Annotated in this window: 25 protein-coding genes, 1 tRNA gene and 1 riboswitch; of the genes, 11 read left to right on the top strand and 15 right to left on the bottom strand. The window is 66.6% G+C overall.

The window, feature by feature from the left end; all coding sequences use genetic code 11:
• The first annotated feature begins 2 nt into the window (after positions 1 to 2).
• From QFZ33_RS05045 to QFZ33_RS05030, 4 genes are read left to right on the top strand one after another with little or no spacing between them, the layout of a single operon-like run.
• On the top strand, positions 3 to 731 hold the full coding sequence (locus QFZ33_RS05045; RefSeq protein WP_307025420.1) for an ABC transporter ATP-binding protein: 729 nt from the start codon (positions 3 to 5) through the stop codon (positions 729 to 731).
• Complete coding sequence (locus QFZ33_RS05040; RefSeq protein ID WP_307025419.1) at positions 728 to 2,764, top strand: YhgE/Pip family protein; 2,037 nt, start codon at positions 728 to 730, stop codon at positions 2,762 to 2,764. The genes QFZ33_RS05045 and QFZ33_RS05040 overlap by 4 nt, the downstream gene beginning before the upstream one ends.
• Positions 2,761 to 3,411: a TetR/AcrR family transcriptional regulator gene (locus tag QFZ33_RS05035; protein ID WP_307025416.1), complete on the top strand. Its 651-nt coding sequence runs from the start codon at positions 2,761 to 2,763 to the stop codon at positions 3,409 to 3,411. Before QFZ33_RS05040 ends, QFZ33_RS05035 begins: the two co-directional genes overlap by 4 nt.
• A 17-nt stretch (positions 3,412 to 3,428) precedes the next feature.
• The gene (locus QFZ33_RS05030; RefSeq protein WP_307025415.1) at positions 3,429 to 4,031 is read left to right on the top strand and encodes a hypothetical protein; all 603 of its coding nucleotides are present in this window, start codon (positions 3,429 to 3,431) and stop codon (positions 4,029 to 4,031) included.
• On the opposite strand, the gene QFZ33_RS05025 is transcribed toward QFZ33_RS05030, so the two are convergent.
• The 3 genes from QFZ33_RS05025 to QFZ33_RS05015 all read right to left on the bottom strand — a co-directional run bounded on the left by QFZ33_RS05025 (position 4,028) and on the right by QFZ33_RS05015 (position 6,434).
• On the bottom strand, positions 4,028 to 4,555 hold the full coding sequence (locus QFZ33_RS05025) for a SixA phosphatase family protein (RefSeq protein WP_214855064.1): 528 nt from the start codon (positions 4,553 to 4,555) through the stop codon (positions 4,028 to 4,030). The two genes, QFZ33_RS05030 and QFZ33_RS05025, sit on opposite strands and share 4 nt — an antisense overlap.
• Positions 4,556 to 4,782: 227 nt before the next feature.
• Positions 4,783 to 5,658: a winged helix-turn-helix domain-containing protein gene (locus QFZ33_RS05020; RefSeq protein WP_307025412.1), complete on the bottom strand. Its 876-nt coding sequence runs from the start codon at positions 5,656 to 5,658 to the stop codon at positions 4,783 to 4,785.
• A 596-nt stretch (positions 5,659 to 6,254) separates the two neighbouring features.
• Entirely contained in the window at positions 6,255 to 6,434 is a 180-nt protein-coding gene (locus QFZ33_RS05015) for a hypothetical protein (RefSeq protein WP_307025411.1), read from the bottom strand.
• Positions 6,435 to 7,066: 632 nt separating this feature from the next.
• On the opposite strand from QFZ33_RS05015, the gene QFZ33_RS05010 reads away from it, so the two are divergent.
• The 4 genes from QFZ33_RS05010 to QFZ33_RS04995 all read left to right on the top strand — a co-directional run bounded on the left by QFZ33_RS05010 (position 7,067) and on the right by QFZ33_RS04995 (position 11,262).
• Positions 7,067 to 7,807 (top strand): response regulator transcription factor, encoded by a 741-nt coding sequence (locus tag QFZ33_RS05010; RefSeq protein WP_003801275.1) that lies wholly within the window; start codon positions 7,067 to 7,069, stop codon positions 7,805 to 7,807.
• A 3-nt stretch (positions 7,808 to 7,810) separates the two neighbouring features.
• A complete protein-coding gene (locus QFZ33_RS05005; RefSeq protein ID WP_307025409.1) occupies positions 7,811 to 9,424 on the top strand; it encodes a sensor histidine kinase in 1,614 nt (537 codons plus the stop codon).
• Positions 9,425 to 9,528: 104 nt separating this feature from the next.
• Positions 9,529 to 9,684, top strand: a riboswitch (cyclic di-AMP (ydaO/yuaA leader).
• A gap of 3 nt (positions 9,685 to 9,687) precedes the next feature.
• Positions 9,688 to 10,527, top strand: a complete 840-nt coding sequence (locus QFZ33_RS05000) for a hypothetical protein (RefSeq protein ID WP_307025407.1) — start codon at positions 9,688 to 9,690, stop codon at positions 10,525 to 10,527.
• A gap of 309 nt (positions 10,528 to 10,836) precedes the next feature.
• Positions 10,837 to 11,262 (top strand): hypothetical protein, encoded by a 426-nt coding sequence (locus QFZ33_RS04995; protein ID WP_307025405.1) that lies wholly within the window; start codon positions 10,837 to 10,839, stop codon positions 11,260 to 11,262.
• On the opposite strand, the gene QFZ33_RS04990 is transcribed toward QFZ33_RS04995, so the two are convergent.
• From QFZ33_RS04990 to QFZ33_RS04975, 4 genes are all read right to left on the bottom strand, one after another.
• Positions 11,193 to 11,873 carry an HAD-IA family hydrolase gene (locus tag QFZ33_RS04990; RefSeq protein ID WP_307025403.1) on the bottom strand — a complete coding sequence of 227 codons (681 nt, stop codon included), beginning with the start codon at positions 11,871 to 11,873 and terminating at the stop codon, positions 11,193 to 11,195. The genes QFZ33_RS04995 and QFZ33_RS04990 overlap by 70 nt on opposite strands.
• Before the next feature lie 46 nt (positions 11,874 to 11,919).
• Complete coding sequence (locus QFZ33_RS04985; RefSeq protein ID WP_102972694.1) at positions 11,920 to 12,297, bottom strand: VOC family protein; 378 nt, start codon at positions 12,295 to 12,297, stop codon at positions 11,920 to 11,922.
• 88 nt (positions 12,298 to 12,385) lie between these two features.
• Complete coding sequence (gene upp / locus QFZ33_RS04980; protein ID WP_307025400.1) at positions 12,386 to 13,021, bottom strand: uracil phosphoribosyltransferase; 636 nt, start codon at positions 13,019 to 13,021, stop codon at positions 12,386 to 12,388.
• 12 nt (positions 13,022 to 13,033) lie between these two features.
• Positions 13,034 to 13,867: a phosphatase PAP2 family protein gene (locus QFZ33_RS04975; protein WP_307025399.1), complete on the bottom strand. Its 834-nt coding sequence runs from the start codon at positions 13,865 to 13,867 to the stop codon at positions 13,034 to 13,036.
• Positions 13,868 to 13,927: 60 nt separating this feature from the next.
• Here QFZ33_RS04975 and QFZ33_RS04970 point away from each other — a divergent pair, with 60 nt between their 5' ends.
• Positions 13,928 to 14,434, top strand: coding sequence for a nucleoside deaminase (locus tag QFZ33_RS04970; RefSeq protein WP_307025397.1), 507 nt, complete (start codon positions 13,928 to 13,930; stop codon positions 14,432 to 14,434).
• Positions 14,435 to 14,442: 8 nt separating this feature from the next.
• On the opposite strand, the gene QFZ33_RS04965 is transcribed toward QFZ33_RS04970, so the two are convergent.
• Genes QFZ33_RS04965 through QFZ33_RS04950 form a run of 4 tightly spaced genes read right to left on the bottom strand, consistent with a single transcriptional unit; the run spans position 14,443 to position 18,367 of the window.
• Positions 14,443 to 15,666, bottom strand: a complete 1,224-nt coding sequence (locus QFZ33_RS04965; protein ID WP_307025395.1) for a DNA glycosylase AlkZ-like family protein — start codon at positions 15,664 to 15,666, stop codon at positions 14,443 to 14,445.
• A 3-nt stretch (positions 15,667 to 15,669) separates the two neighbouring features.
• Positions 15,670 to 16,890 carry a glycosyltransferase family 4 protein gene (locus QFZ33_RS04960; protein WP_307025393.1) on the bottom strand — a complete coding sequence of 407 codons (1,221 nt, stop codon included), beginning with the start codon at positions 16,888 to 16,890 and terminating at the stop codon, positions 15,670 to 15,672.
• Positions 16,891 to 16,897: 7 nt separating this feature from the next.
• A complete protein-coding gene (locus tag QFZ33_RS04955; protein ID WP_307025392.1) occupies positions 16,898 to 17,311 on the bottom strand; it encodes a 6-pyruvoyl trahydropterin synthase family protein in 414 nt (137 codons plus the stop codon).
• Between the two features lie 3 nt (positions 17,312 to 17,314).
• Positions 17,315 to 18,367, bottom strand: coding sequence for a zinc-dependent alcohol dehydrogenase (locus QFZ33_RS04950; protein ID WP_307025390.1), 1,053 nt, complete (start codon positions 18,365 to 18,367; stop codon positions 17,315 to 17,317).
• Between the two features lie 137 nt (positions 18,368 to 18,504).
• Between QFZ33_RS04950 and QFZ33_RS04945 the strand changes: the two genes are divergently transcribed.
• Positions 18,505 to 18,591 (top strand) — tRNA-Ser (locus tag QFZ33_RS04945).
• A gap of 169 nt (positions 18,592 to 18,760) precedes the next feature.
• Here QFZ33_RS04945 and QFZ33_RS04940 read toward each other — a convergent pair.
• From QFZ33_RS04940 to QFZ33_RS04930, 3 genes are all read right to left on the bottom strand, one after another.
• Entirely contained in the window at positions 18,761 to 19,318 is a 558-nt protein-coding gene (locus tag QFZ33_RS04940) for a hypothetical protein (protein ID WP_307025388.1), read from the bottom strand.
• 323 nt (positions 19,319 to 19,641) lie between these two features.
• Positions 19,642 to 20,163, bottom strand: coding sequence for a hypothetical protein (locus QFZ33_RS04935; protein WP_307025386.1), 522 nt, complete (start codon positions 20,161 to 20,163; stop codon positions 19,642 to 19,644).
• 439 nt (positions 20,164 to 20,602) lie between these two features.
• Positions 20,603 to 20,956: a hypothetical protein gene (locus QFZ33_RS04930; RefSeq protein ID WP_307025384.1), complete on the bottom strand. Its 354-nt coding sequence runs from the start codon at positions 20,954 to 20,956 to the stop codon at positions 20,603 to 20,605.
• Between the two features lie 105 nt (positions 20,957 to 21,061).
• Here QFZ33_RS04930 and QFZ33_RS04925 point away from each other — a divergent pair, with 105 nt between their 5' ends.
• Positions 21,062 to 21,643, top strand: coding sequence for an SRPBCC family protein (locus QFZ33_RS04925; RefSeq protein WP_307025382.1), 582 nt, complete (start codon positions 21,062 to 21,064; stop codon positions 21,641 to 21,643).
• Here QFZ33_RS04925 and QFZ33_RS04920 read toward each other — a convergent pair.
• Positions 21,640 to 24,777: an efflux RND transporter permease subunit gene (locus QFZ33_RS04920; RefSeq protein WP_307025380.1), complete on the bottom strand. Its 3,138-nt coding sequence runs from the start codon at positions 24,775 to 24,777 to the stop codon at positions 21,640 to 21,642. The two genes, QFZ33_RS04925 and QFZ33_RS04920, sit on opposite strands and share 4 nt — an antisense overlap.

Here is a 24,777-nt window from a genome sequence, read left to right as displayed (position 1 = left end):
CTTTGCTCTGCGCACGACAGCTCAGCGTGAAAGGCCGGCGGCTTGACCTCCTGCCGCCGACTTCCCTGCAGGTGGCCCGCGGCGAACTGCTGCTGGTGACCGGCGACCGCCAGGACCAGAGGACCACCCTCGCCCTTGTCCTCAGTGGCCGGATGAAGCCCGACGGCGGCACGGCCGGCTGGGACGGCTCGGCCGGGATCAGACCGCTGCGGCACGCCAGCGCCCTGGTGGACTCCCCCGGCGTCAACGAACCCGAACAGCACCTGAGCGTCGCGGACCTCGTGACCGAGGATCTGGCCCTGATTCCCCGGCGCTACCGCGGCGCCCTCCTCAGCAAGCCGTGGCTGAAGGTCAACCGGTTTGAGGACGTCGCCGGCATGTGGACCGAGCAGCTCCCTTCGGCGCGCCGCATCGAGCTGCTCACAGCGCTGGCCCTCGCCAACCCCGGCGCGGACCTCCTCGTGGTGGACTCCCCCGACCGGCACGGGGCCGATTCTGCCAACTGGCTGCCGCGGCTCAGGGAACTGGCGCACGAGGGCGGCCGGCCCCTCGCCGTCGTCGCCACCGTTGCTGCCCTCCCGGACGGCTGGACCGGACCGTCGGCGGCAATCGGCAACGCCGCCCGCCGCCCCTCCCCGGGGAGTTTTTGTACAGATAATGGCCCCAAAACGCCCCCGAAGTCCGAATATATGGACAAAAACTCCAGCCTGACCGGTGAGGTGGGCAAGTGACTGTCCTGCGGCTGGCGCGATCCGAACTCAAGCGCATGACCGGCGGGCTGCTGCCCAAGCTGACCATTCTGGCCCTGACCCTGGTGCCGCTGCTCTACGGCGCGGTGTACCTCTACGCCAACTGGAATCCGTACGGCAACCTCGACCGGATCGACGCCGCGCTCGTGGTCGAGGACACCGGGGCGGCCAACGGCAATGGAACGCGGCTGGAGGCCGGACAGAAGGTGGCGGACAGCCTCCTCGACGGGCACGTGTTCAACTGGCAGACGGTCCCGTCTGCTGCGGAGGCGGACCAGGGCGTCAGCGACGGAAAGTATGCCTTCGCCCTCAGGATCCCCAAGGACTTCTCTGCCAACCTCGCCTCGCCGGGCAGCTTCGATTCGGCTACCCAGGCCATGCTTAACGTCACCACCAACGACGCCAACAACTACCTGCTGAGCACCATCGTGGACAAGCTGACCGCTGCCGTCCATGCGTCGGTGGCCAAGGAGGTCGGCGCGGAGACGGCCAACCAGCTTCTCACCGGGTTCGGCACCATCCACACGCAAATGGTGAAGGCGGCCGACGGCGCTACCCAGCTGGCGGACGGCGTCACCCGGCTGCACGACGGTACGGTCACCCTGCATGAGGGAACGGGGAAGCTGGAAACCGGGGCCGCCGACCTTTACGACGGCCAGATCAGGCTCCGTGACGGGGCCAACGAGCTCTCGGAGGGTGCCGGGCAGCTGAGCGGAGGGCTGGCGGAGCTGCGGGACAGGACGGCCGGGCTTCCGGCGGACTCGCAGCGCCTCGCTGACGGTGCCGCGCAGGTTGCGGCAGGAAACGCGGCGCTGAACAGCAAGGCGCAGGACGCCGTCGGGCAGCTCGAGGCAGCAGAAAATGGCCTCCGCGGCCGGCTGCAGGAGTCCAACAGCAAGCTGGTGGCCGCCGGCGTCCTTACCCAGGAACAGGCGGACAAGGTGCTCGCGGAAGTCGATTCCGCGGCTGCCTCCGGCCCGGTCAGTGACGCCAAGGCGAAGATCCAGGCGGACGCCGCACAGATCCAGCAGCTTTCCGACGGATCGGCTGCGGTCAGCGCCGGCGCGGCCCGGCTGGCCGCCGCCGCCCCCGCACTGACCGGTGGCATCTCGACGGCGTCTGCCGGGGCAGACCGGCTGGCGGCCGGAGCCGCAACGCTGGCTTCCGGTGAGCAGACGGCGGTGGACGGTTCCGCCGCCCTCACCGCGGGTGCCCAAAAGCTCGACGACGGTGCGGAGCAACTGGAGAGCGGAGCGGGCACCGCCGCGGCCGGAGCCGGGAAACTGGCTGACGGGCTGGCCCAGGGCGCCGGCAAGGTTCCCCACCCCGATGACTCGCAGAAGAGCAGCCTCTCGGCCGTGATGTCCGACCCCGTGGCCGTCAGCAATGTCTCGCAGGCAAAGGCCGGCTCCTACGGTGCAGGACTGGCCCCCTTCTTTATGACCCTGGCCCTGTGGATCGGCATCTTCATGCTGGTCCAGGCCATGCGGCCCATCACCCAGCGCGCCCTGGCCTCCAACGCGCCGGCCTGGAAGATCGCCGTCGGGGGCTGGCTTCCGTTCCTGGCGGTGTCTGCCGTGCAGGCCAGCCTGCTCACGGTCGTCGTCAACGTGGGCCTTGGACTGCATCCTGCCCATCCGTGGCTGATGTGGCTGTTCCTGCTGGCAGCCGCCATGGCGTTCAGCGCCATCATCCAGGGCGTGGTGGCGCTGCTCGGTTCGCCGGGGAAGCTGGTGGTGCTCATCCTGCTCGTGCTGCAGCTCGTCTCCTCGGGCGGCACCTTCCCGTGGCAGACCACGCCCGAGCCGCTGCACGCCGTCCACCGGGTCCTGCCCATGGGTTACGTCGTGGACGGCATGCGGCACCTGGTCTACGGGGCGGACCTGTCCCTGATCCCGGCCACCGTGGTGGGGCTGTTTGGCTACACTTTGCTGGGGATGGCACTTTCGACGCTGGCCGTCCGCAAGAACAAGTTCTGGACCCTTAAGACCCTGAAACCGGAGATCGCCGTATGAGCACGCTGGAGGCGGACCAGGAACCCGTTGCACCGAGGAAGCTCCGCCCCGGCCGGACCAATGCGACGAAGCAGAAGCTGTTCGAGGCATCCATGGACCTGATCGGGGAACGCGGCGCGTCTGGTGTGACGGTGGACGAGATCGCCGCTGCGGCCGGCGTGTCCAAGGGGACCGTCTACTACAACTTCGGCAGCAAGTCCGACCTGATCGCCCAGCTCCTGCGGCATGGCGTCGACATCCTCGAAGCCAGGCTGCTCAGCGTGAGGGGCGGGACGGCGGACCCGCTGGCCGGCATGGAGGCGATGATCGGCCAGGCCATGGATTTCATGGCCGAGTATCCGTCCTTCGCCAGGCTGTGGGTGGGCGAACAGTGGCGTACGCCGAGCGAATGGCAGGACACTTTCGCCGAGCTCCGGACCCGGCTGCTGCAGGTGATCGGCACGGCCATCGAAAGCGTTGCTGCACAGTACCCGGTGGACGCCACCATTTCGCGGGGAAGCCTGGAGGCGGCCGTGTTTGGCGCCTGCTTTGTGGTGGGGCTGGACCGCCAGACGTACAACCCGGAACGAAGCCGTGACCAAAGCGTTGCAGCCATCATGACAATCATGCGCGGCTACGTGCTGAAGGGGCCCGATCCTCAGGGATGATTAGTCCCATGCGCCACATGGGTAACAGCGGAAAGACAGCGATCGGTGCGTTTGCCGCAGCGGCAGGCCTGCTGGTGCTGACGTCCATCACGCTTGAAGAAGCGGCGCTGGTTGCTTTCCTCGGCGCCGTGGCCGTGGGGTACGTGGCGTCCGTGGCGGAAGCCTTTGCCCGCCACCGTTATCTTGCCCTGCTGGCGGGCGGGGTGGGAACCAGCCTGTTCATAGGGTGCAGCATCGCCTTCCTGCGCATGTGGGGACTCGCCTTCAACCAGGATGCAGCTTCTCTGGGCCAGACCGTGACCACCCGGGATTCGGACATCTACTTCTACCTTGCGTCGGCCTCGGGATGCCTGACGCTGCTGGTGCTGTTCTGCGCGGCGGTCTGGCCGCCCCGGAGGCGGCTGCAGCGGATTGCACTCACCCGACCCAGTGCCATGTCCGTGCCCCGGGGTGCCGGTCCAGCCCGAACGGCCCGGGCTGCTGGATCACCGGCCCGTCCTGCGGCGAGGCTTCCCGCGGGCGCCCGGCAGCCAGCGCCGCGCCCTGCTCAGCAGAAACCTGCCCAGCAGAAAACTGGTCAGCAGGCAGCCCCGAGGAAAACTTCCCAGCGAAGAGGCTAGTGTGCGCGGGGAACCTTGAAGTGCGTGAGCTTGGCATCCTGGCCATCCAGTTCCGCCCAGGGCTTCTCTGTCTCCAGCACGGTCAGCCCGCTCGTGGGAAATCGCGTTGCGGCATCCATGTAGGCGTCGTGATTGGAATCCCGCGAGGCCAGGTGCATGGCCAGGTCCTGCACGCCGGGCATGTGGGAGATCACCATCAGCGTGGTCACGGTGTCCGGCACATGGTTGATGACCGCAAGCATGCGCAGCGCGGAGGCGCCGTAGAGTCCGTCCTCAAGTTTCGGCGTCGGAGCCTTCTCACCGAGTTCACTGCACACCCAAGTGCACGTCTGCCGAGTTCGCAGAGCACTGGAGCACAGGATGAAATCCGGAACGATGCTGTGCTTGAGCAGCCATTTGCCCGCAAGGGGGGCCTCGCGGTGGCCACGCTCCTCCAGGGGACGCTCGTGGTCCGCTACCCCGCCCGGCCAGTCGGCTTTGGCGTGGCGCATAAGGACCAGCCGCTTCTTATGGTGCGCACTCATGGACTCACCCTACTCGCGCGGCCAAGCACCACCCCACATCAGCCGCGGACGCCAGTGCTCGGTTTTGGTCAGCTGAACGCCAAAAGGCGGCACATCCGAAAGCGCCTTTGTTTGGGCCCACGCCGTCAGGGTTCCCTGGCCGAGCTTGCGAGGCGAGGGGACGGTGGACAGGAACGAGCGCAGGCGCAGAGGGATCGTGCCGCCTTTAGGGCGGTGCTAAGGATGGACTAGATCGAGTACTCCGGAGCGGCCCAGACAACAACTTCCGGGTGCTCGTAGAAGCGGTAACCCTGGCCGCGGACGGTACGCACGGTGTTGGCGAGGCGGCCAAGCTTGGAGCGCAGGCGGCGGATGTGGACGTCGATGGTGCGCTCGTTCGGCACCTCTTCGGCGTTCCGCCACAGGCCCTCGAGCAGTTCGTCGCGGCCCACGGTGCGGGTGCCGTTCTCCACGAGGTAGTTGAGCAGTTCGAATTCCTTGAACGTCAGGTTCAGGGACTCGCCGTCGAGGTGCACCTCGCGGCGGGCAAGGTCGATCAGGACACCCGACGGGCGGGGATCCTGGGCCGGCTGCACGCGGGCGGTCTCGGTGCGCTGCCGGGCATTGACGGTGGGGTCACCAAAGGTGGAACGGACGACGTCGAGCGCCGAACCGGGGGCGCTGGCCGGCGCCACAGCGACGGCGGCGTAGCTCTCGGCACCGGTTACAAGCGACTGGGCGTAGGCCCGGATCTCCTGGGCAAGCTTAGCGATCGAGGTGCCGGCGGCAGCCGCGGTTTCCTCGTCAATGCCCATGTACAGGACGAATCCGCGGGCAACGTTTTCATTGGGTACGGCGCGGACCGGTGCGGCAGCGGCCGGGGCCACAAGAGGCGTTGGCGCGGTGAGCGGCGCGGCTTCGTCAGCCTGGACGGCGCGCAGCTGGCCGTACGAGTTCGGGTTGTAGCCCTGGGGCGCGTAACCCGGAGCGGCGGGAACGCTGTTTACCTGGCCGCCCGGGGCGAAGGCGGGGCGGGCGCCGAATCCCTGCCGCAGGCCCGACGCCTGGCCTGCTTTGTTGGCGTTACGGACTGAGATGTGGACGTATCCGGATGCAACTGACATGAATGCTTACCTCAATGTGAATGGCCGTCATCGCGGCTCGAATGCTTGGGTCCCCGCAATGATTTTGGGGAGGGGCGCCCTACGCTGGGCTGGGGGCGAATGCCTAAAAACTTCGTGGGTGGTGAAAGTTAGGCGTGCATTCGACAACAGCGCATGTCGGCAGCAGCTGGTGTGCTGGGCCAATGTTCTGCGGCTGCAGGTGCTGTTGAGTTCTTGTTCACATTTGAAAGTGTGCAACGTAACAATGAGAACTTGCAAGTAACAATGGACGAAACCGTCCGCATACTGAGACAAATGGCTCGTTTGTGTGATAAATCACAGTTTTGCCGTTCGAGGATATTTTGATTTATTTTCCCGAACGGGCGGTCGGAAAGCTGCTCCTGCGGAATCCTGTTCGGATTTTCGATGAATTTGCGCCGAATATTCAGTGACATCTGGATTGCCGAAACCTGCAGCCGCGATTCTCCGATTGTCCAGCTATGACACAGTCCGGATGAGGGATTTTTTGCTCAGGCGGGCGTGGGGCTTTGGTCAAATCCAGCCGAGCGACGGCAGCAGCGCCCCGGGTGGCCTGGGCGCTGCTCCTCCCGCATTAGTCAGCTCGACTGGCTCGAACCTGCGCTTCCGCCCGGCTGCGTGGTGGTACCGCTCACCTGCACGCTCTCCGCCGCAAACGCCGAGCCATTCTTGCCTGCCACAATCCGCACAGTGGCTCCCGCCACGTTGTCAGCCGCTGTCAGGTCGCCGGTTGCCGACTGCTGACGCCGCTGCAGCATGTTGCTCACCGCTGGGTCGTCGCTGAGCGCTTAGGTGCGCGTGAAACCGTCGGCACTTCACCGTGACCGAACCGGAGGAAACGGTGGACACAGTGCCGAGCTGCGCCACCTTGGTCACGTACGCCCCGTTCTCCTCGACCATGTACTCCGAATGGACCGCCGCAGAAACGCCGCTGCCCATGCCGCCGAGGCCGTTAGGCGCGAAGTCGCCTCCCTGGCCTGGCATCGTTCCGCTTCCCGGCGCCTGCATGCCCGGACCGCCCATCGACCCGCCGTCCTGCGGCAAGCCGCCGCACCGGCCACGACCAGCCCGCGCTTCATGGTCCGGGACTTGCCGCCGGCCGCCGGACCTTCCGCTTTTCCGGCCGACGGCGGCCCTCCCCAGCCGGCGGAAGGCTGCGCCCAGCCGGCCCCCCAGCCCGCGTAAGGAGCCTGGTAGTTCGTGGTTTGGGAGTTGGGATCGCCGGCCGGGGCGACAGAGTTCGACACGACGGCGTGCTGTGCGGCGCAAGAGCCACGGCTGTGACCCAAAAACACGTACTCGACGCCTTTCAGCTCGCTAGGCTGGGATTCACAGCCGGCGCACAGGGTTGCCAAAGCGGCGGCTAATCACCAGAACGGAGAGTTGTCACATGGCCACTTCGCACTCCATGACCAACAACCTTCCGCAGCTGACCCACCCGGACGGATCCCCCATCCGCGCCCTTGTGGTCGACGACGAGCCGAGCCTCTCAGAACTCATGAGCATGGGCCTGCGCATGGCTGGCTGGTCGGTCGCCGTCGCTGCCGACGGTCCGGAGGCCGTGAAGCTCGCCAAGGAGTTCCGCCCGGACGTGCTGGTGCTTGATGTGATGCTTCCCGGGTTCGACGGCGTCGAGCTCCTGGGCAGGATCCGCGCCTTCGCGCCGGAGGTCCCGGCCCTGTTCCTTACCGCCAAGGACGCGGTACAGGACCGCATCGTGGGCCTCGCCGCGGGCGGCGACGACTACGTCACCAAGCCGTTCAGCATGGAGGAAGTCCTGCTGCGCCTGCACCGGCTGGTCCAGCGCTCCGGCGTCGCCGCCATGGATTCCGCTGAGCTTGTGGTGGGCGACCTCGTCCTGAACCTCGACACACGCGAAGTCACCCGTGCCGGCGACGAGCTGCAGCTGACAGCCACCCAGTTCGAGCTGCTGCGCTACCTCATGGAGAACCCCAAGCGCGTGGTCAGCAAGGCCCAGATCCTGGACCGGGTGTGGAACTACGACTTTGGCGGCCAGGCCAACATCGTCGAACTGTACATCTCATACCTGCGCAAAAAGGTGGATGCCGTGCACCCGCCGATGATTCACACGGTCCGCGGCGCGGGCTACGTCATCAAGCCGGCAGAGTAGGCCGTGGCAAACCTTTCGGGTGCAATCCGTACCCAGCGCCGAAGCTGGCTGAAGCCGGACACCTGGCACCTCCGCACGCGCCTGGTCCTCGTTGCCATGGCGCTTTTGGTGGCCATTTGCGGCGCGATCGGCCTGTTCAGCTACGCCTCGATGGACTCCTATTTGACCCAGCAGCTGGACAAGCAGCTCTCGGATGCGGCGCACCGCTCCAGCGAGTTCGGCCGGCCACCGCAGGGCAATCCTGGCACCAAGCCCGATCCGCTGGGCGCCCGCGGCCAGCGCGTAGGCACCGTGACGGCCCGGATCGAGGACGGTATCGTCATCAGTGCAGGTTTCATTGCCACGGACGCCACCGTCGCCTCGCTGTCGGCAGCGGACGACCAGGTCCTCCTGGCGCTCCGACGCGACGGCGTGCCCGTCGAACGCACCCTGTCCTCTGGCACCTACCGCCTGGTCGCCGCCCAGGCGCCTTACGGCGACGTGATAGTCACCGGGCTCCCGCTCGCGGAAAAGCAGAACACCCTGACGTCGCTCGTGTGGACCATCACCATCGTCTCGCTGGGCGGCCTTGTGCTGATCGGCCTTGCCGGGACGGTGCTCATCCGCCGCACCATGAAACCCCTGAAGCAGCTCTCCGAGGTGGCCACCCAGGTGTCTCGCCTGCCGCTGGACGCCGGTGAGGTGGCACTCGCCGTCCGCGTCCCGCCGTCGAACGCCCATCCCGGCACCGAAGTGGGCAGCGTGGGTCACGCCCTGAACCAGATGCTGGACAACGTCTCCAACGCGCTGGAAGCGCGGCAGGAAAGCGAAATGAAGGTGCGGCAGTTCGTGGCGGACGCCTCCCATGAGCTCCGCACTCCGCTCACGGCCATCCGCGGCTACACCGAGCTGATGCGCATGACCGAAAAGTTCACTCCGGACGGGCAGCGGTCCCTGGCACGCGTGCAGAGCCAGTCGGAACGGATGACCGCCCTGGTGGAGGACCTCCTGCTGCTGGCCCGGCTCGACGAGGGCCAGCCGCCCAAGCTCAGCGACGTGGACCTTACGCAGCTCGTGATTGAGACCGTCAGCGACGAAAAAGTCATGGCACCGGACCGGGCGTGGCACCTCGACCTTCCCGAGGAACCTGTGTCGGTCCGGGGCGATGCCTCACAGCTGCACCAGGTCCTCGTCAACCTTCTCTCCAATGCCCGCAAGCACACGCCGCCCGGCACCACGGTGACCACCAGCGTGATCCGGTCGGCGGACGGCAGCGCTGTGATTATGGTCACGGACGACGGCGCCGGCATCCCGCCCGAATTTGTGGACAAGGTCTTCGCGCGCTTCGCCCGCGCAGACGCGTCCCGTGCGACCCCGGCGCAGGCGCCCCTGGCGCCTGCATCCGCGACGGCGAAGGGTTCCTCTACCGGCGGCGCAGGCGCGCAAACGGCCCTCCGTGCCGCGGCTTCGCAGGGGGAATCGGGGGTTGCGCCGGCAGAAGGAACCAGCGGCCTGGGCCTGTCCATCGTGCAGTCCATCGCGGAGGCTCACGGCGGCACGGTGGAGGTCATGTCCCGGCCGGGACGGACTGAATTTGCTGTCCGGCTGCCCATGCAAGGCGCCGCGCCGTCGTCGTGACCTCCGTTACCTAAATGTGACTTAATCAAAAGCCTCCTGTACCGTCGATAGCGTGCAGCCGCCACTAGAGCTGCATGTCCGGATTGACGCCCAGCTCTGCCGCTTCCCGGATTCCGCTAGTTCAGGCAGAGGCGGGGGAACCAGAGTCCCGGGCTTTCCGCATCAGCCCTTGGGGTGAAGCCGACACGTGAATTTTCCGTGCGGCCGGATGACCTCATCCGAACCCGACAGCTAACTCCGCAGGTGTTGAGAGGCAATCAACCATGTCTGAATTCAAGGCACAGGCGCGCCCTGATCGCGCCTCCCAGCAGTCTGACCACAAGATTTCCCGTCACCGTGCAGAGCCGGCCCGGCCTGCGACGGCCTGGGGCCGCTTGACCGCAAGCCTTCCGTCCTTCGGGCGCCGGGCAGCGGTCCTAACCACTGCCGCAGCCGTGCTCGTTGGCGTCGGCGCCGCAGGCCAGGCAGCCGAGCAGGCTACGCCTTCCGCCGCTCAGACGACCGCCACCACCGCTGACGCCGGGCAGACCCTGAGCTTCGACAAGACGCTCATCTCCGCCCTGCCCGCGCCCTCCGCGGCGTCCATCGCTCCGCAGTCGGCAACCAAGGCGACCGCCAAAGCCACGCCGAAGGCTGCCGCCAAGACCGCGGCGCCCAAGGCGGCCGCTCCGAAGGCGGCCACCAAGGCTGCCGCGCCCAAGGCTGCTCCCGTCGCCAAGGCTGCCCCGGCTCCCGCCGCCAAGGTTGCCCCCGCGAAGGTTGCCCCCGCGAAGGCCGCTGCGCCTGTGGCCCTGAACGATCCCGCCGGCGCGCAGGCCTACGCGGCCAGCAAGCTGGGGTCCTTCGGCTGGTCGGCTGACCAGATGCAGTGCCTGAAGCGGCTCTGGACCAAGGAATCGGAATGGCGCACGACGGCCACCAACGCGAGCAGCGGCGCCTACGGCATCGTCCAGTCACTGCCCGCCGAGAAGATGGCTACCGCCGGGGCGGACTACCGCACCAACTACCGCACCCAGATCAACTGGGGCCTGGACTACATCCAGGAGCGCTACAACTCCCCGTGCGGTGCGCTGAACTGGCACCTCGCCCACAACTGGTACTGAGCGTTCCCGCGGCCAATCGGGCTGACGACGAACATTTTTGCACCGCTTTAGGCTGACCGCCTAGGTGCCGAGGGCCCCGGATCCGCACGGATCCGGGGCCCTTCTGCGTCGCTGATCTTCCTGCCGCAGGCAAAGTGGTGCAGAAAGCAAGCCTCGGCGTCCACCACACCGGCGGCAACCATGCAGGGTGGCGCAGAAAAACGGCAATCACAGCTGATGCTGACGGCAGGCGAGCGTCGAAGTCACTTCCACAGCCCCCGCACAGCTCGGCCCTAAAACCCTCATGACAGCGGCGGCCACTGTTGAGCCATGACCATCACTGACCGGGCCTCCGGAACCCCGCCGCACCCACCGCTGCGCACCCAGCCGCATGCGCTCCAGAGAGCCGGCGCGGCCGGACCTGCCCCGGCGCAGACCCGGCACACGCGGCGGGCGCCCATTGACACCGCCACCACGGAACCGGTCCTGGACGTGACCATCCCGGTTTACAACGAGGAACGCGACCTGGAGGAGTGCCTGCGCCGGCTCCACGCCTACTTGCGCGGCACATTCCCGCACTCGTTCCGCATTACCGTTGCAGACAACGCGAGCACGGGTGGCGGCCACCTTCCAGGCCGAGACCATCGGGGGCGTCACGGTCTACGACCTGTCCTGACAGGTGCTGACTACAGCCGCAGGAAGACCGCCGGGCGTCCGTCCTGGCCGGTTTCCACCGAGGCGGTAACGGCGGTGTAGTCCGGAATGTGCAGCACGCCGTCGGGAAGGACGCCGGTGTTCGGGCCCACCGCGACGGTCCGGATGCCGGCTGCGACTCCTGCGGCGATGCCTGCAGGAGCGTCCTCGAAAACCACTGCCTCCGAGGGGTCGGCCCCCAGCAGGGACGCGCCGAGCAGGTAGCCCTCGGGGTGCGGCTTGCCGCGGGACACGTTTTCGGACGTGACAATCGCTGCCGGCATCTCCACCCCTGCCGCCGCCATCCGGACGGTGGCGAGGTCTAGGGACGCCGACGTCACCAGGGCCACGGCATCGGCGGGCAGTGACTCGAGCAGCTGCAGCGCACCCGGCACGGCGACGATGCCGTCGGTCTCGGTCAGTTCCATCTGTCCCAATTCGGCGGCCAGGGCATGGACGTCAGCCCCCTCCGGAGCGAAGCGGCGGACAGTATCCAGCGCCCGCACTCCGTGGGAGGTGCGGAGGATTTCCGCGATATCAAGGCCGTAGCGTCCGGCGAACTCGGTCCACACGCGCTCCACGATGGCGGTGGAATCTACCAAGGTGCCGTCCATATCGAACAGGACGGCGCGGGCTGTCAGCGTGATGGTGGCGGATTCGGCAGGAAGGCTCATGGCTTCCATCCTGCCTCATCCGGCTAAAAGACGCGTCCTTCGGAACTCAGCCGTTCGGCCGGTTTGGGAGGTACTGCACCGCCCACTTGTTGCCGTCGGGGTCGGCGAAGTAGACGAAGTGGCCCCAGTCCTGGATGTCCACGTCGCTGACGTCCACGCCGTTCGTTTTGAGCTGGTCATGGGCGGCGTTGATGTCGCTGACCACCAGCTGAAGGCTGGGCGCCGTGCCCGGCGGAGCATCATTCAAGCCCTCGCCAATCGCGATCGAGCAGCCCGAACCCGGCGGGGTCAGCTGGACGAAGCGGAGCCCGTCCATGGGCCGCTCGTCGTAGTCGGCGTTGAAACCGACCTTGTTGACGTAGAAGTCCTTGGCGCGGTCCACATCGGACACGGGTACGAAGACGAGTTCAAGTTTCCAGTCCATGGTGCACAGGCTAGCCGGGGCGCCCTGTGCTCAGGAAGACCTCCGCCGGTGGACTTTGGTCGAGGCCCGCCGGTTCGAGCGGTCCGGTCTACCCGGCGATGCCGTAGAGCCGGTCGCCGGCGTCGCCCAGGCCCGGCACGATGTAGGCCTTCTCGTTCAGCTTCTCGTCGATGGAGGCGAGGACGATGGTGACGTTGGCGTCCTTGAGTTCCTCCTCCAGCTTGGCCAGGCCCTCCGGAGCGGCCAGCAGGCAGATGCAGGTGACGTCGGCGGCGCCGCGCTTGAACAGGAAATTGATGGCCTCACGCAGCGTTCCGCCGGTGGCGAGCATGGGGTCCAGCACGAAGATCTGGCGGCCGGAAAGGTCATCCGGCAGGCGCTCCGCGTAGGTGATGATGTCCAGGGTTTCCTCGTCGCGGGCCATGCCCAGGAAACCCACTTCGGCCGTGGGGACCAGCTTGGTCATGCCCCCGAGCATGCCCAGCCCGGCGCGCAGGATGGGAACCACCAGCGGGGTGGGCTTGGTGAACGCGGTGCCGACGGTGGTGGCGACCGGGGTTTCGATGGTGACCGGCTGGGTGCGGACGTCGCGTGTGGCCTCGTAGGCCAGGAGGGTGACCAGCTCCTCGGTGAGCTCGCGGAAGACCGGCGAGGGGGTGTTCTTATCCCGCAGGACGGTGAGCTTGTGGGCGACCAGCGGATGGTCCACGACGAGTGTTCGCATGGGTCAAAACTATCATCCGGGGCTTGGCTCCCCACCCCGGTTTCCGGCGCCGTCCCCGGCATCGGGAGTCCCCTGCAGGCGGTCCGCCCTGTCGGCTTTGTTGTCCTTCAGATGGGCCGGGTGCTCGAACGTGGGCGCGGGGCCCGCATTCTCCCGCCGGCGGATGACATGGAACAGCCGGTGGGCCAGGATCACCACGGCAACCCAGGCCGCCCCGATCAACCAGGCCGCCATCACGTCCGTCAGCCAGTGGTGGCCGAGGAACACCCGGCTCAGTCCCATGGCGATGATGAACGCCGCACCCGAGATGATCACCCACGTCCGTGCCGAGGTCTTCCGGAACTGCAGGCATACCAGGTACACCACGATGCTGATCACCACGGTGGTGTTCAGCGTGTGCCCGCTGGGGAACGACGGCGAGAACTCGAACGGCGGAACGGCGTCGAGATGGTCGGGACGGGTGCGGCCAAGAAGCGTCTTGCCTACGCTGGTGGCGGTCACGGAGACTGCCGCCGCGCCGCCCACCAGAATGAGCGGCCGCCAGCTGCGGCTGACATAGATCAGCCAGGCCACGAGGATGCTCGCCAGGATGGGCATGCCGATGCCGCCGCCGATGTTCGTGAAGGCCGTAACGGCCGAATCGAGTTCGGGGCTCCGGTACTCCTTGGCCAGCTGGAGGGCGGGTTTGTCCAGACCCGAGACGCCGTCTTGGTCCACGACGCTGTTGTATACCTCCGCGCTGAGAAGCGTCAGGGTGACCACCAGGAAGCCGCCGATGATGAGGGTGATCCACAGGGCGGCGTAGGGCCCGAGCCACCTGCCGTACCGCTCAGTCAGGGACTTCATCGTTACTCCCGGCGCTTGCGTTGTCCGATGCTAAGTATCCTTCGAAACTATCATTGACCCATGGCGCCGGCAGATCCGCAACACCTGGAATGGATGGGCCTTGCCCTCGAAGAAGCCCGGCGGGCCCTGGCTACCGAGGATGTGCCCATCGGCGCCGTCGTGATCGGTCCGGACGGAACTGTTTTGGGCGCCGGACGCAACGAGCGCGAGGCCCTCGGGGACCCCACCGCGCACGCCGAGGTGGTGGCCATCCGCGAGGCCGCAGCACGGCTGCGGGAACGCGCGGCTCTCGGCGGCGGCCGTGGCGACGGGTGGCGGCTGGAGGACTGCACGCTGGTGGTGACCCTGGAACCGTGCGCCATGTGTGCCGGCGCGATCGTTCTGGCCCGGATCCACCGCGTGGTGTTCGGGGCCTGGGATGAGAAGGCGGGGGCGGCGGGCTCCGTGTTCGACATTCTGCGCGAGCGCCGCCTAAACCATTGGGTAGAGGTTTACGCCGGTGTGCAGGAGGAGGAATGCGGCATGCTGCTGCGGGAGTTCTTTGCGGCGCACCGCACCGGAAGTTAACGGGCCTGCTAGCCGGCGGAATCCAGCGCGTCGATCCGCTCCTGGCGGGACGCCGGTGAATCCAGGCTGAAGGAGCGGAAGTCGCCCAGGTCCTCCCGGATCCACGCCTCAACCTCGGCGATGCGCTGCTCGACGGCGGGCGTCCGGCCAGCAAAGAGCCAGGCCGCGATCCTTTCCCTGCCGGGATCGTACTGCCAGAGCCCGATGATCCTGCCGCGGTCAAAGATGGGATGGTCAGGCAGGTCCGCCTGCAGCGCCAGGGTGGCGTTCAGCAGCTTCCGGTCCCGGTCCTCGTCCGCAAACAGGTCCGCCGCGTTCCGCCGGTGCAGCACCAGAGAATCGGTGCCGGCCAGCAGCTGGATCTGCTCCCCTTCCTGCGGACTGAAGTCCGCGAGGCGTTCGACGTCGGCCGGCAGCATCCAAAGCACGTCGCCGCCGGCGGTGGGCACCTCCACGGCCCCGACGGCGGCGAGCGCCGCCTTGCTGTCGGTGAGGGTGAAGCCGGTGAACCACTGGGATTGCCTAATGGTGGCGCCGCCAGTCCAGCCGAGGTAGCGGCGGATCAGTTCCTCGCGGGCGCCTTCGGGGCCGAGCCGGCTGGGCGGCAGGCCCCACGTTGTGTAGGCATAGCGCTGCTGGTCCAGCCGCCCGTTGACCGGAACGCGGCCGATCCGGCCGTCTGCCTGCAGCAGCCCCAATGCCGTGGGCAGCGTGGTGGCTGCCCCCTTTTTCTTGCCTTCCTCGCCCAGGCTCCGCACCGACTCCCCCAGCTCCTCCTTGAGCTGCCTGGGGTCCAGCGGACCGTCGGCTTCGCCGAGGACGTGCAGGATCTGTTCCTCCAGCAGCGTGATCTCGCCGCGGTCGACGCCGAGCCGCGCCAGCACCCGGAAGGCCTCTTCGGCGCTTTTACCCAGGCTCAGCGCCCAGTCGAAGTCCTCCCGGCCCAGCACGTAGGTGCAGCCGCGGGCAGTGGGCAGTTCGTGGATCCTGAGCTCGCGGACGTCCGTATCCACCTGCTCACGCCGGATTCCGGCGCGGGCGAAGAGGGTCAGGTACGGGTTGGCGCCGCCCACGGACCTCGCCCAGCCCGCCGCGGCGAGCACCTCCTGCGGCGTGCGGCCTTCGAGTGTGCCGTCCAGCCCCTGCCGGTGCCAGGCCCAGGCACGGAGCAGCTCCGGGGTGAGGGCTTCAACGGTTGGCAGGGTGGCGGCAGACGGGACGTGGCTGGTCATGCCTCATTCTCCATCAGCAGGCGGTTGCGAGGAATGGCTGCCCTGCCATGCTTTCGGCGCCACGTAGCCGAGCACCTGCCGCGCAGTGGCATCCCAGCCCGGCAGGAGTTTCCTGCCGGCGAGGGCCCGCTGGCGCCATTCGGCGCGCAGCCCGGGGTCTGTGAGCCAGCTGCGGAGCTGAGCCGCCAGCGGCCCGGGGTCCGCCTCCCCGGATTGGCCGTCTCCAGCGTCTCCGCTGTCAGCGTCACCGCTGTCACCGACACCGCCGAGTTCGACGACGGCGCCGGGCAGTTCGGGTCCAGCACCGTCCGGAGGTCCTGGGGCAGTTTCCGCACCCAGCCCCAGCGCCTCCACCGCCCCCGTGCCGGCCCGGACGATGACCGGCACCCCGCGGGCCACCGACTCGGTGACCGCCATGCCGAAAGCCTCCACCTTGGAGACCAGCAGGCTCAGGTCAGCGGCGTCCCACTGCTGCTCCAGCGCCTCGCCGGTCAGTTCGCCGGGCAGCTGCACCCGGCCGCCCAAGCCGTAGCGGTCTACTGCCGCCGCGACCTGGCGGGCGTAGTTGGGGTCCGCCGTGGCAGAACCGACGAGGGCAGCCGTCCACTCCAGATCCCGCAGCCGGGCCAGCGCCCCGAGGAGAACCAGTTGGTCCTTGTTCGGCAGCAGCGCCGCCACGGCCAGCAGGCGCGGCGGCTCAGATCCGCCGGCCACCCGGGCGCGCTCGGTTCCGGGCAGCGCCGCGCGGACGCCGGCCAGGCCGTGCCGCCGGCTGATCTCAGCGGCGGCGGAGCCGCTGGTGCAGATCACGCCGTCGGCCGCCCGCAGCGCCCGGGCTTCCAGGTCCGGGTGCTCGTCCAGGGGCATGTGCAGCAGGACCCACGGCGGGTGGCCGGCCGCGGCGGCAGCCTCCATCGCTTCGGGGGCGCCGGAGGCCACCAGGCCGTCAACGATCGTGATGGTGTTGGCGGCCACCCCCGCCGGGGACCCTGGTTGGGTTCTTGCACTGGTTCCCGCCGTGAGCAAGCCGGCCAGCCGCCGTCGTTCTTCCTTGCTGCCCACCGGCCAGTCGCCGCCGACCGGCTGGATGGTTACCTCGGTTCCCAATTGCTCGAGGCCCTGCGCCAGCGCGGCGTTGTAGACATTCCCGCCGGAGTTGTGGCGGATGTTCGCGGGAACCAGGAGGCGGATGGCTGGCGGCGGGGCCGGTAGCGGGGGCAGCATGGCGGCGTCAGCGGGGGTCGGGCTCGAGGGCCTGGAACTCGAGGGCATAGCTTGCCCAGGCATCGGGGTTTTCCCGGAGGGTGACGTCAAGGCCCGCGAGTTCCCGTCCGTCCTTGTCCTCCCGCAAGCGCTCCGCGACGGCGTCGGCAATGTACTGCGCCAGCGCCTCCGTGGTGCTCAGTTTGCCGGCGAAGTCCGGGTGCTCGTCCAGGTTCCGGTAGTTGAGCCCGGCCAGCACCTCCTCGATCATGTCGCCAGCCGCGCCGATGTCCAAGACGATGGCGTCGTCGTTGACGGCACGACGGCGGAACGTCACCTCCGCGACGAAGGTCGCCCCGTGCAGGCCTTGGGCAGGCCCGAAGGCCTCGCGGGGAAGGCTGTGGGCGATCATAAAGTGGCGGCGTACGGTCAGGCTGAACACTGGTTACCTCGCGGTTTCTGTGGGTTCGGTTTTACGGACGGTGTTTTCGGCGCCGGTGGCTTCAGTGAACGGGTATTCGATGACGTGGCACAGCGCTTCGAGCCGGCCCTCGGCCAGGTCCTGGACCACGCCGGGCAGCCCGGTGAAGTCGGAGGCGCCGGTAAGGAAGGCATCGAACACCGGGTCCTTCAGCAGGGACACAGCGAGCTCCAGCCTGTCGGCGTTGGTCCGGCGGTGCCGGCGGGCCCGTGCCACGGCGCCCACCTGGCTGGCGCGGATGGACAGCCTGCGGGCGTGGAAGTCCTCACCGAGCGGGAGCGTTATTTTCCTGTCGGCGTACCAGGACATTTCGATGATGTCGCCCTCGTCCCCCACCAGCTTCAGGCTGCGTTCCAGTCCGCCCTCGGACGCCGAGCAGTGGAACACGATGTCGCAGTCCGGCAGGGCATCTTCCGGAAGGGCGAAGTCGACGCCGACGGCGTCGGCGAGGCCCTTGCGCGAGGGGTCGAGGTCCACGAGCTGGAGCCGTGCGAGGGGAAACGTGCGCAGCAGCGTGGCCACCATGCCGCCCACCAGCCCGGCGCCGATCACGGCGACGCGGTCACCCAGCCTTGGCCCCGCCTCCCAAAGGGCGTTGACCGCCGTTTCCACGGTGCCGGTGAGGACCGCGCGGCGGGGAGGAACGGCGTCGGGAACGCGGGTGAGCGAGGACACTGGGACCACGTAGCGGTCCTGGTGCGGGTGAAGACAGAACACGGTTTGCCCCACCCAGTCCGCCGGGCCCTGCTCCACCACGCCCACGGACAGGTAGCCGAACTTCACCGGCGACGGGAAGGAGCCCTTCTGGTGCGGGGCGCGCATTTCCTCGGCGACGCACGGCGGAACGGCGGCCTGGTGGACCACGAGTTCGGTACCCTTGCTGATGCCGGAGTACAGCGAGCGCACCAGGGCCTCCTCCGGGCCGGGGACGGGCAGCTCCTCGTTGCGGAGTTCACCCTGGCCGGCGCCCACGGTCCAATATGCGGTTGCTTCGGTCTGGTGCTGGGAAGTAGTCATGTTGCTTATGAATCTAGTGCCCGGCCTCAATTTCCGGGAAGATGCTGCCCGGCGTGGCCGCTCCTGCGGCCTGAAGCGCGGCGCAAAAGTATGCCGTTTTGGGGATGCGGGCCTTGCTCCGGTACCCTAGTCAGGTTGGTGACGTGTCCGAGCGGCCGAAGGTGCAACACTCGAAATGTTGTTTGGTGTAAAAGCCAACGTGGGTTCAAATCCCACCGTCACCGCGAATGAGAAAGGCCCCGGTTCCCTTGATAAACAAAGGGAACCGGGGCCTTTTGCTTTACCAAGAATTCGCACGCAGTAACGCAGCGGCAACAAAATTCTCGCGATCCCTGCGCTCCGTAACGCCGGGATCGAATGCGGCAGTCTGCGAGTAGGCTATCTGACCTTCTCTTAGGAAATGGAGCCTGCATCAAGGGGCGGAACCGAAACGCTATCCGCTCCGCAAGTGAGCAGGAGATCCGCGGCCCTATCCGCCAGTGTGCATTCACCTGGATCGAAGGCGTCCGAGACCGACTTCCCCTCTGCACTCCTCTCGTAGAGGAAGGGGGCTTCTTGCCGGTAGACGGCGTAGTCTCCGCGGTCGAAGCCCGACTGCTGGACGATGACACTTTCGCCGGTTTCAGCCGTGACTCTGGTGTAGGTAGCCGAAGCAGCGTTCAATCCGATGCCCGCGCGGTACACCAGCCACGGCAAGGCGGCCGCGGCAGCGGCCAAAACCACCAGCACAGCAGCCAGCCGGCGAAGCCAGGTTCGGGTTATTCGCCTGATGAGCGGCGGAGCCAATAAGGCCAGTCCGGTCGCCCCAGTCACGCCGCTGAGGAGATGCGCGCCGAAAATGAGTTGCCAGTCCAACAAGACGAGGAAAAACAAACGGGTCAGACCAGCTTCAAGACTCCAGATAGCGGCCGCATGAACGGCAACCCCCAGGACTCCGGCGAGAAACGCCAATATGAGGCCCCATCCGAAACGCCGACGGCTTATGGGAACCCACCGTGACTGAGCCAAATTCTCCGAGCTCATTAGTAAGGCAGACCGCTACGGATCTCAGCCACATTCTCGGCCCAATACTTCGCTGGCCATGAGCCATTGCCGCTCTGTGCACGCCAGTACGAGGCAGGGTGTTCATCAGGTTCCCAGTCGAACCCGGAAAAGAATGCCATGAAGGTTGTGAGAACCGTCAGGAACAAAAGGCCGGCCCCTAGACCCAACCATTTACCTCCGTACAAGCGATCCCCCATGACTGCCATCAAACCACGGAGCTCGCAAGCGACTCACCACCATCGGTATTTTCTGGGGAGCAGGCCCGCGAGTGATGACAGGCCGAAGATGGAGCAAAGCATGCCCACGAAACCGGCGAACCCGTCACTGATCGGCCCGGTGACGAGGTAGAGGCCAAGGCCGAGACTGGCTACTCCAAAGCCGACGCGCCACTTGCGGTTCGCCTTGGTATCCGACTCGTGCCTAGAAACTCCATACTCCCGAGGTTCTCCTCCACCGTTTCCCGGCGGGTTCGGATCAATCCGGGTGGGTCCTTCAACAACACGTCCGAAATCGTCCACCCACCGGCCGGTTCCCACTTCCGGGCAGTGGGCGTGCACGCTGTCATCGATGGCAGCGAAGTCCGCCGGGTAACCCCGGTACATCATCTGCCGAAGGTCCACTCCGAAGTCCACACGGCCATCTGCCCAGTAGGCGTCATAACGGACCAGGCGCACCGGGCGGTGCAGCCACCCTGAGAGTCGGATGAAAGCCGTCGCACGAACGGCGACGGGGTGATCTGCGGTTTCAGGCATGGACCGATAGTCACACATCCGCGTGTGTACGCCTTTATTTCCTGCCAAGGGCCTGCGACCGCATGGGCCTCGAGTTCGTCATCAGTGAGCGGGCCGTATCCATCGTCAGACTTGACGGCAGGCTCACTGCCGGAGTTCGAGGAGGGCGGTGAGACGCGCCGAATGTCGCCCGGGGCGGCGGCCCGCTCATTCCCCGGTTCGCAGAACGGGCCGCCTACCGAAGCCGTAGATCCAGGAGACCCGTTACGGCGACGGTAGCCGGATACTACCGCCGCGGGCTTGGAAAAAGGTGGCGCCGATTTGAAACCTAAGCAAGCTGTCCATTAGTTTTGACAGGAACGCTCCGTGTTCCCCCATACGCGGAGCGGTTGCCTGGAAGAACCCCGGCGCACTCTTGTGCGGCGGGGTTCTTCGCTGCAGGAGCCAACAACCGGGCCTGTTACTCGGGGCCGGACTTCTGTTCCCGGTCGAGGAGGTTCTTTCTGATTTCGTCCAGCTTCTCCTTGATGACCCGCTCTGCGTCCGAGATGGTCTTTCCCGCGCTGCTCAGCGGATCCAGCTGCACGTACACCTCGTGCGCCACGGGCAGGTCGTACTCATCCTTCAGGTGGGTGCCGCCGCCGACCCCGTCCAGGGTCAGGTACACCTGTGCGTCGGTCCGGGCGATTCCGGCGATCCTGCCGAACACCACGGTGAAATCGTTCGGCTGAAAGCTCACCGTCTGGCCAACGTGGCTGCGGTCAAGCTCCCCCGCCGTCACGGCCTTCTCATACTGGCTTCCGCTGTAGTTCATCGCTACTCCTCAATTTGGGCGTGGTGACTTACGCCAGCAGTCTATGGCGGACGGGCCGCACGCGCTTGAATGGAGCCCAGATCTTTCCGCTGGCAGGAGGCACACATGAACGCCAAAGGCACCCGGAACACGGACTACGCCTTCGTCACGGTCTGGCGCGTGGCCGGGACAACGGACGACGTCGCGGAGATCCTGGGCGATCCCGCCGGACTGGCCCGGTGGTGGCCGTCCGTGTACCTAAGCGTCAGTCCCATCCATCCGGGCAGGGAAAACGGCGTGGGGCGGATGGCGAGGCTGCATACCAAGGGCTGGCTCCCCTACACCCTCCGGTGGACCATGACCGTCACGGAACCAATCACCAGCAAGGGCTTCGCGATCCGCGCAACGGGCGACCTGGACGGGACCGGACGCTGGACGCTCGAGCAGGACGGCCCGGAGGTCCTGATCACGTATGACTGGCGGGTCAGCGCCACCAAGCCGCTGCTGAGGCGGCTCAGCTGGCTGCTGAAACCCGGTTTCTCGGCCAACCACCGCTGGGCAATGGCCCGCGGGCAGGAAAGCCTCGCGCTGGAACTGCGGCGCCGGCGGGCGGGAACGGCCCCGCATTCCGTCCCCGCGCCACCGCCGCCCACGTTCCCGCGGGTGGCGGGGCGTGGGCGGCGGATGGACCAGCGGGTTCGGGGCTAGGCGTTAGCCAGGACGGGCTCCGGCGGTGCCTGGTGCCGCTCGGCCTTCGGCTTGGCGAACCTCAGGTACAGCGACGGGACCACGAACAGGTTCAGGAGCGTCGACGTCACCAGCCCGCCGAGGATCACCAGGGCCATGGGATGTTCAATCTCATGGCCGGGGATGTTCCCCAGGACCACCAGCGGCACCAGGGCGAGCCCGGTGGCCAGGGTGGTCATGAGGATCGGCGAGAGGCGTTCCCCGGCGCCCCGCAGCACCAGTTCCGGACCGAACTTTTCACCCTCATACTTCTCCAGGTGCTGGCAGTGGTTGATGAGCAGGATGCCGTTCCTGGCCGCGATGCCCATGACCGTCAGGAAGCCCACAATGGACCCCAGTGACAGGACCCCTCCGCCCATGAAGGCCGCGAACACGCCGCCCACCAGGGCAATCGGCAGGGTGAGGATCACCAGCGTCGCCAGCCGCCAGCTTCCGAAGGCCACCTGCAGGAGCAGGTAGATCACGGCCAGCGCCCCAATGGCGAGTGACAGCAGGGTGTTGGTGGCCGCCTGGCGCTCCTGGAACTCACCCAGGATCTGAGTACGGAAGCCCGGGGGCAGTTCCACTTTCGTGAGCCCTTCCTCCATGGCCGCAACTACTGTGCCCAGCGCGCCTTCCTTCACGTTGGCCTGGATATCGATACGCCTGGAGTGTGCATCGCGCTGGATGACGTTCGGGGTCGGCTTGACCTGGACGCTCGCCACATCGGACAGCAGGATCTTCTGCCCGCTCGGTGTATCAATGGGGAGATTCCTGATGCTGCTGATATCGGAGCGGACCTCTGGCGGGCTCCAGACCTGGACGTCGTATGCCTTCCCGCCCCGGTAAACGTCGCCCACTTCTTCGCCGGCCACCATCGTTGCCGCGGCCCGCCGGACGTCGCCCGGCTTCAGCCCGTAGCTCTGGGCCTTGGCCAGATCAACCTCGATATTGATCTGCGGAATGTCCTTCTGCAGCGCCGTCTGGACGTCAATTGCTCCTTCCGTATTGTCAAAGATCGAATGGATCTCCGCCGCCTTTGAGCGCAGGAGCGCCAGATCGTCCCCATAAAGCCGGACGACGACGGCGTTGCTGGCGCCGGTGAGAACCTCACGGATTCTTTCCTTCAGGTAGGTCTGGACGTCGCGCACGATCCCGGGATAGCCGTCCACCACTTCATGGATTGACTTCAACGTCGTGTCATAGTCAACCGCGGGGTCGATGCTGATCCAGTTCTCCCCGAAGTAGACGCCCACGACCTCGTCTGCGTTGAAGGCCTGCCCGATGTGCGAGCCGCAGTTCCGGACGCCCTTGATGGTGAGCAGTTCCTCGCAGGCCTTCTGGCTGACGCGGTACTCCTCCGAAACCGACGTGCCCGGCTGGGTCAGCCAGTGCATCAGGAAGTCGCGCTCCTTGAAGTCAGGCAGCAGCGACTGCCCGAGCAGCGGTGCCGTGATGGCACCGATGGCCGCCATGGCGCCGAATGTCGCGTACCCCGCCACGGGCCGCCGCACCATTCGGCTCAGGACCGCGCGGTAACCGCGTTTGAGCACCCTCACGAGGGGCGGTTCCTGTTCTTTCAGCGGGACTTTCCGCATGAAGATCAGGGCCAGTGCGGGTGTAACGGTCAGCGCCACGAGCATGGATGCCAGCACCGCCAGGGTGTAGGAGATGGCCAGCGGCCTAAAGAAGGCCCCGGTCAGTCCCTGCAGGAAGAAGATCGGCACCGCCGCGGCGATGATGATCAGCGTGGCGTAGATGATCGGCCCACGGACCTCCAGCGAGGCCTCCAAGACCACCGAGGCGGTGGACCGTGTCCCGCCCTCCGCCCGGTGCTGCCGGAGTCTTCGGATGATGTTCTCGATGTCGATGATCGCATCATCCACCACCACCCCGACGGCAATCACCAGCCCCGCAAGGACCATGGTGTTCACCGATGCTCCTGTGAGGTAGAGAACGGACGCCGCCGTGACCAGTGACAGCGGAATGGCGATCAGGCTGATCAGCGCCGTGCGCCATTGGAAGAGGAAGGCTCCCAGAACCAACACCACGAGGATGCAGCCCAGCATCAGCGCGCGGCTCAGATTATCAAGGGACTCCTCAATGAAGGTCGCCGGCCGAAAAATTTCCGTATCAACGGTGATGCCGCTGAGTCCCGGCTCCATCTGCTGCAGGGCAGCCTCAACGCCCCTGGTGACTTCCAGGGTGTTGCCCCATGGAAGTTTTTCGACGATGAGCATCAGCCCGGGACCCTGGTTGATCACGGCGTCGCCAATGAGCGCCTGGTGGTCCTCCACCACATTGGCCACGTCACCAAGGCGTAGCGGTTTCCCGTTCTTCTCCTCGATGGTGATCTCGGCAAGATCCTTCGGAGTGGTGATCGGCAGCACGTGCTGGATGTTGAGCCGCTGGTTAGGCGTCTCAAGGTGGCCGCCGGTGCCGATGACGGAACCCGGCGAATACTGCAGCAGGCCGGCGTCAAGGGCGTTGGCAGTGACCTCCATGACCTGGTTCAGGCTGACATCGTTGGCCTTCAGCTTCTCCGGAATCGCTTGCACCTGCAGCATCTGCAGACGCTCACCCCAGATGGCCACGTTGGCCACACCGGGGACCCGCAGCAGGTGGGCGCGAATCTTCCAGTACGTGATCATGGACATTTCCATGAGCGAGCGCTGGTCCGAAGTCAGCCCGATCTTCATGACGCGGCTGGTGGACGACAGCGGCTGCAGGATCACCGGCGGCGCCGCCCAGGTGGGCAGCGACGGAATGACGGTGGCGATCCGCTCCGAGACCAGCTGGCGGGCCTTAAGCAGGTCCGCTCCCGGGGCGAAAATCAGCACGATCGAGGACAGCTGCTCCACGGACTTGGAGCGGATCTCATCCAGACTCTCAACGCCGTTGAGGGCCTCTTCGAGCGGAACGGAAACCAGCTGCTCCACCTCGGCAGCGGTAAGGCCAATGCAGATAGTCTGAATCTCCACCTTCGGCGGCGCGAATTCGGGAAAGACGTCCACCGAGGCCGTGCTGAGCTGGACGCCGCCGAACGCCATCATTGCCACGGCGATGGCCACCACCAAGGCGCGGAATTTCAGGCTGAACCCGACAATCCGGCGCAT

This window comes from Arthrobacter globiformis, assembly GCF_030815865.1.
GTDB lineage: Bacteria > Actinomycetota > Actinomycetes > Actinomycetales > Micrococcaceae > Arthrobacter > Arthrobacter globiformis_B.
This window is presented reverse-complemented; position numbering and strand designations above follow the sequence as displayed.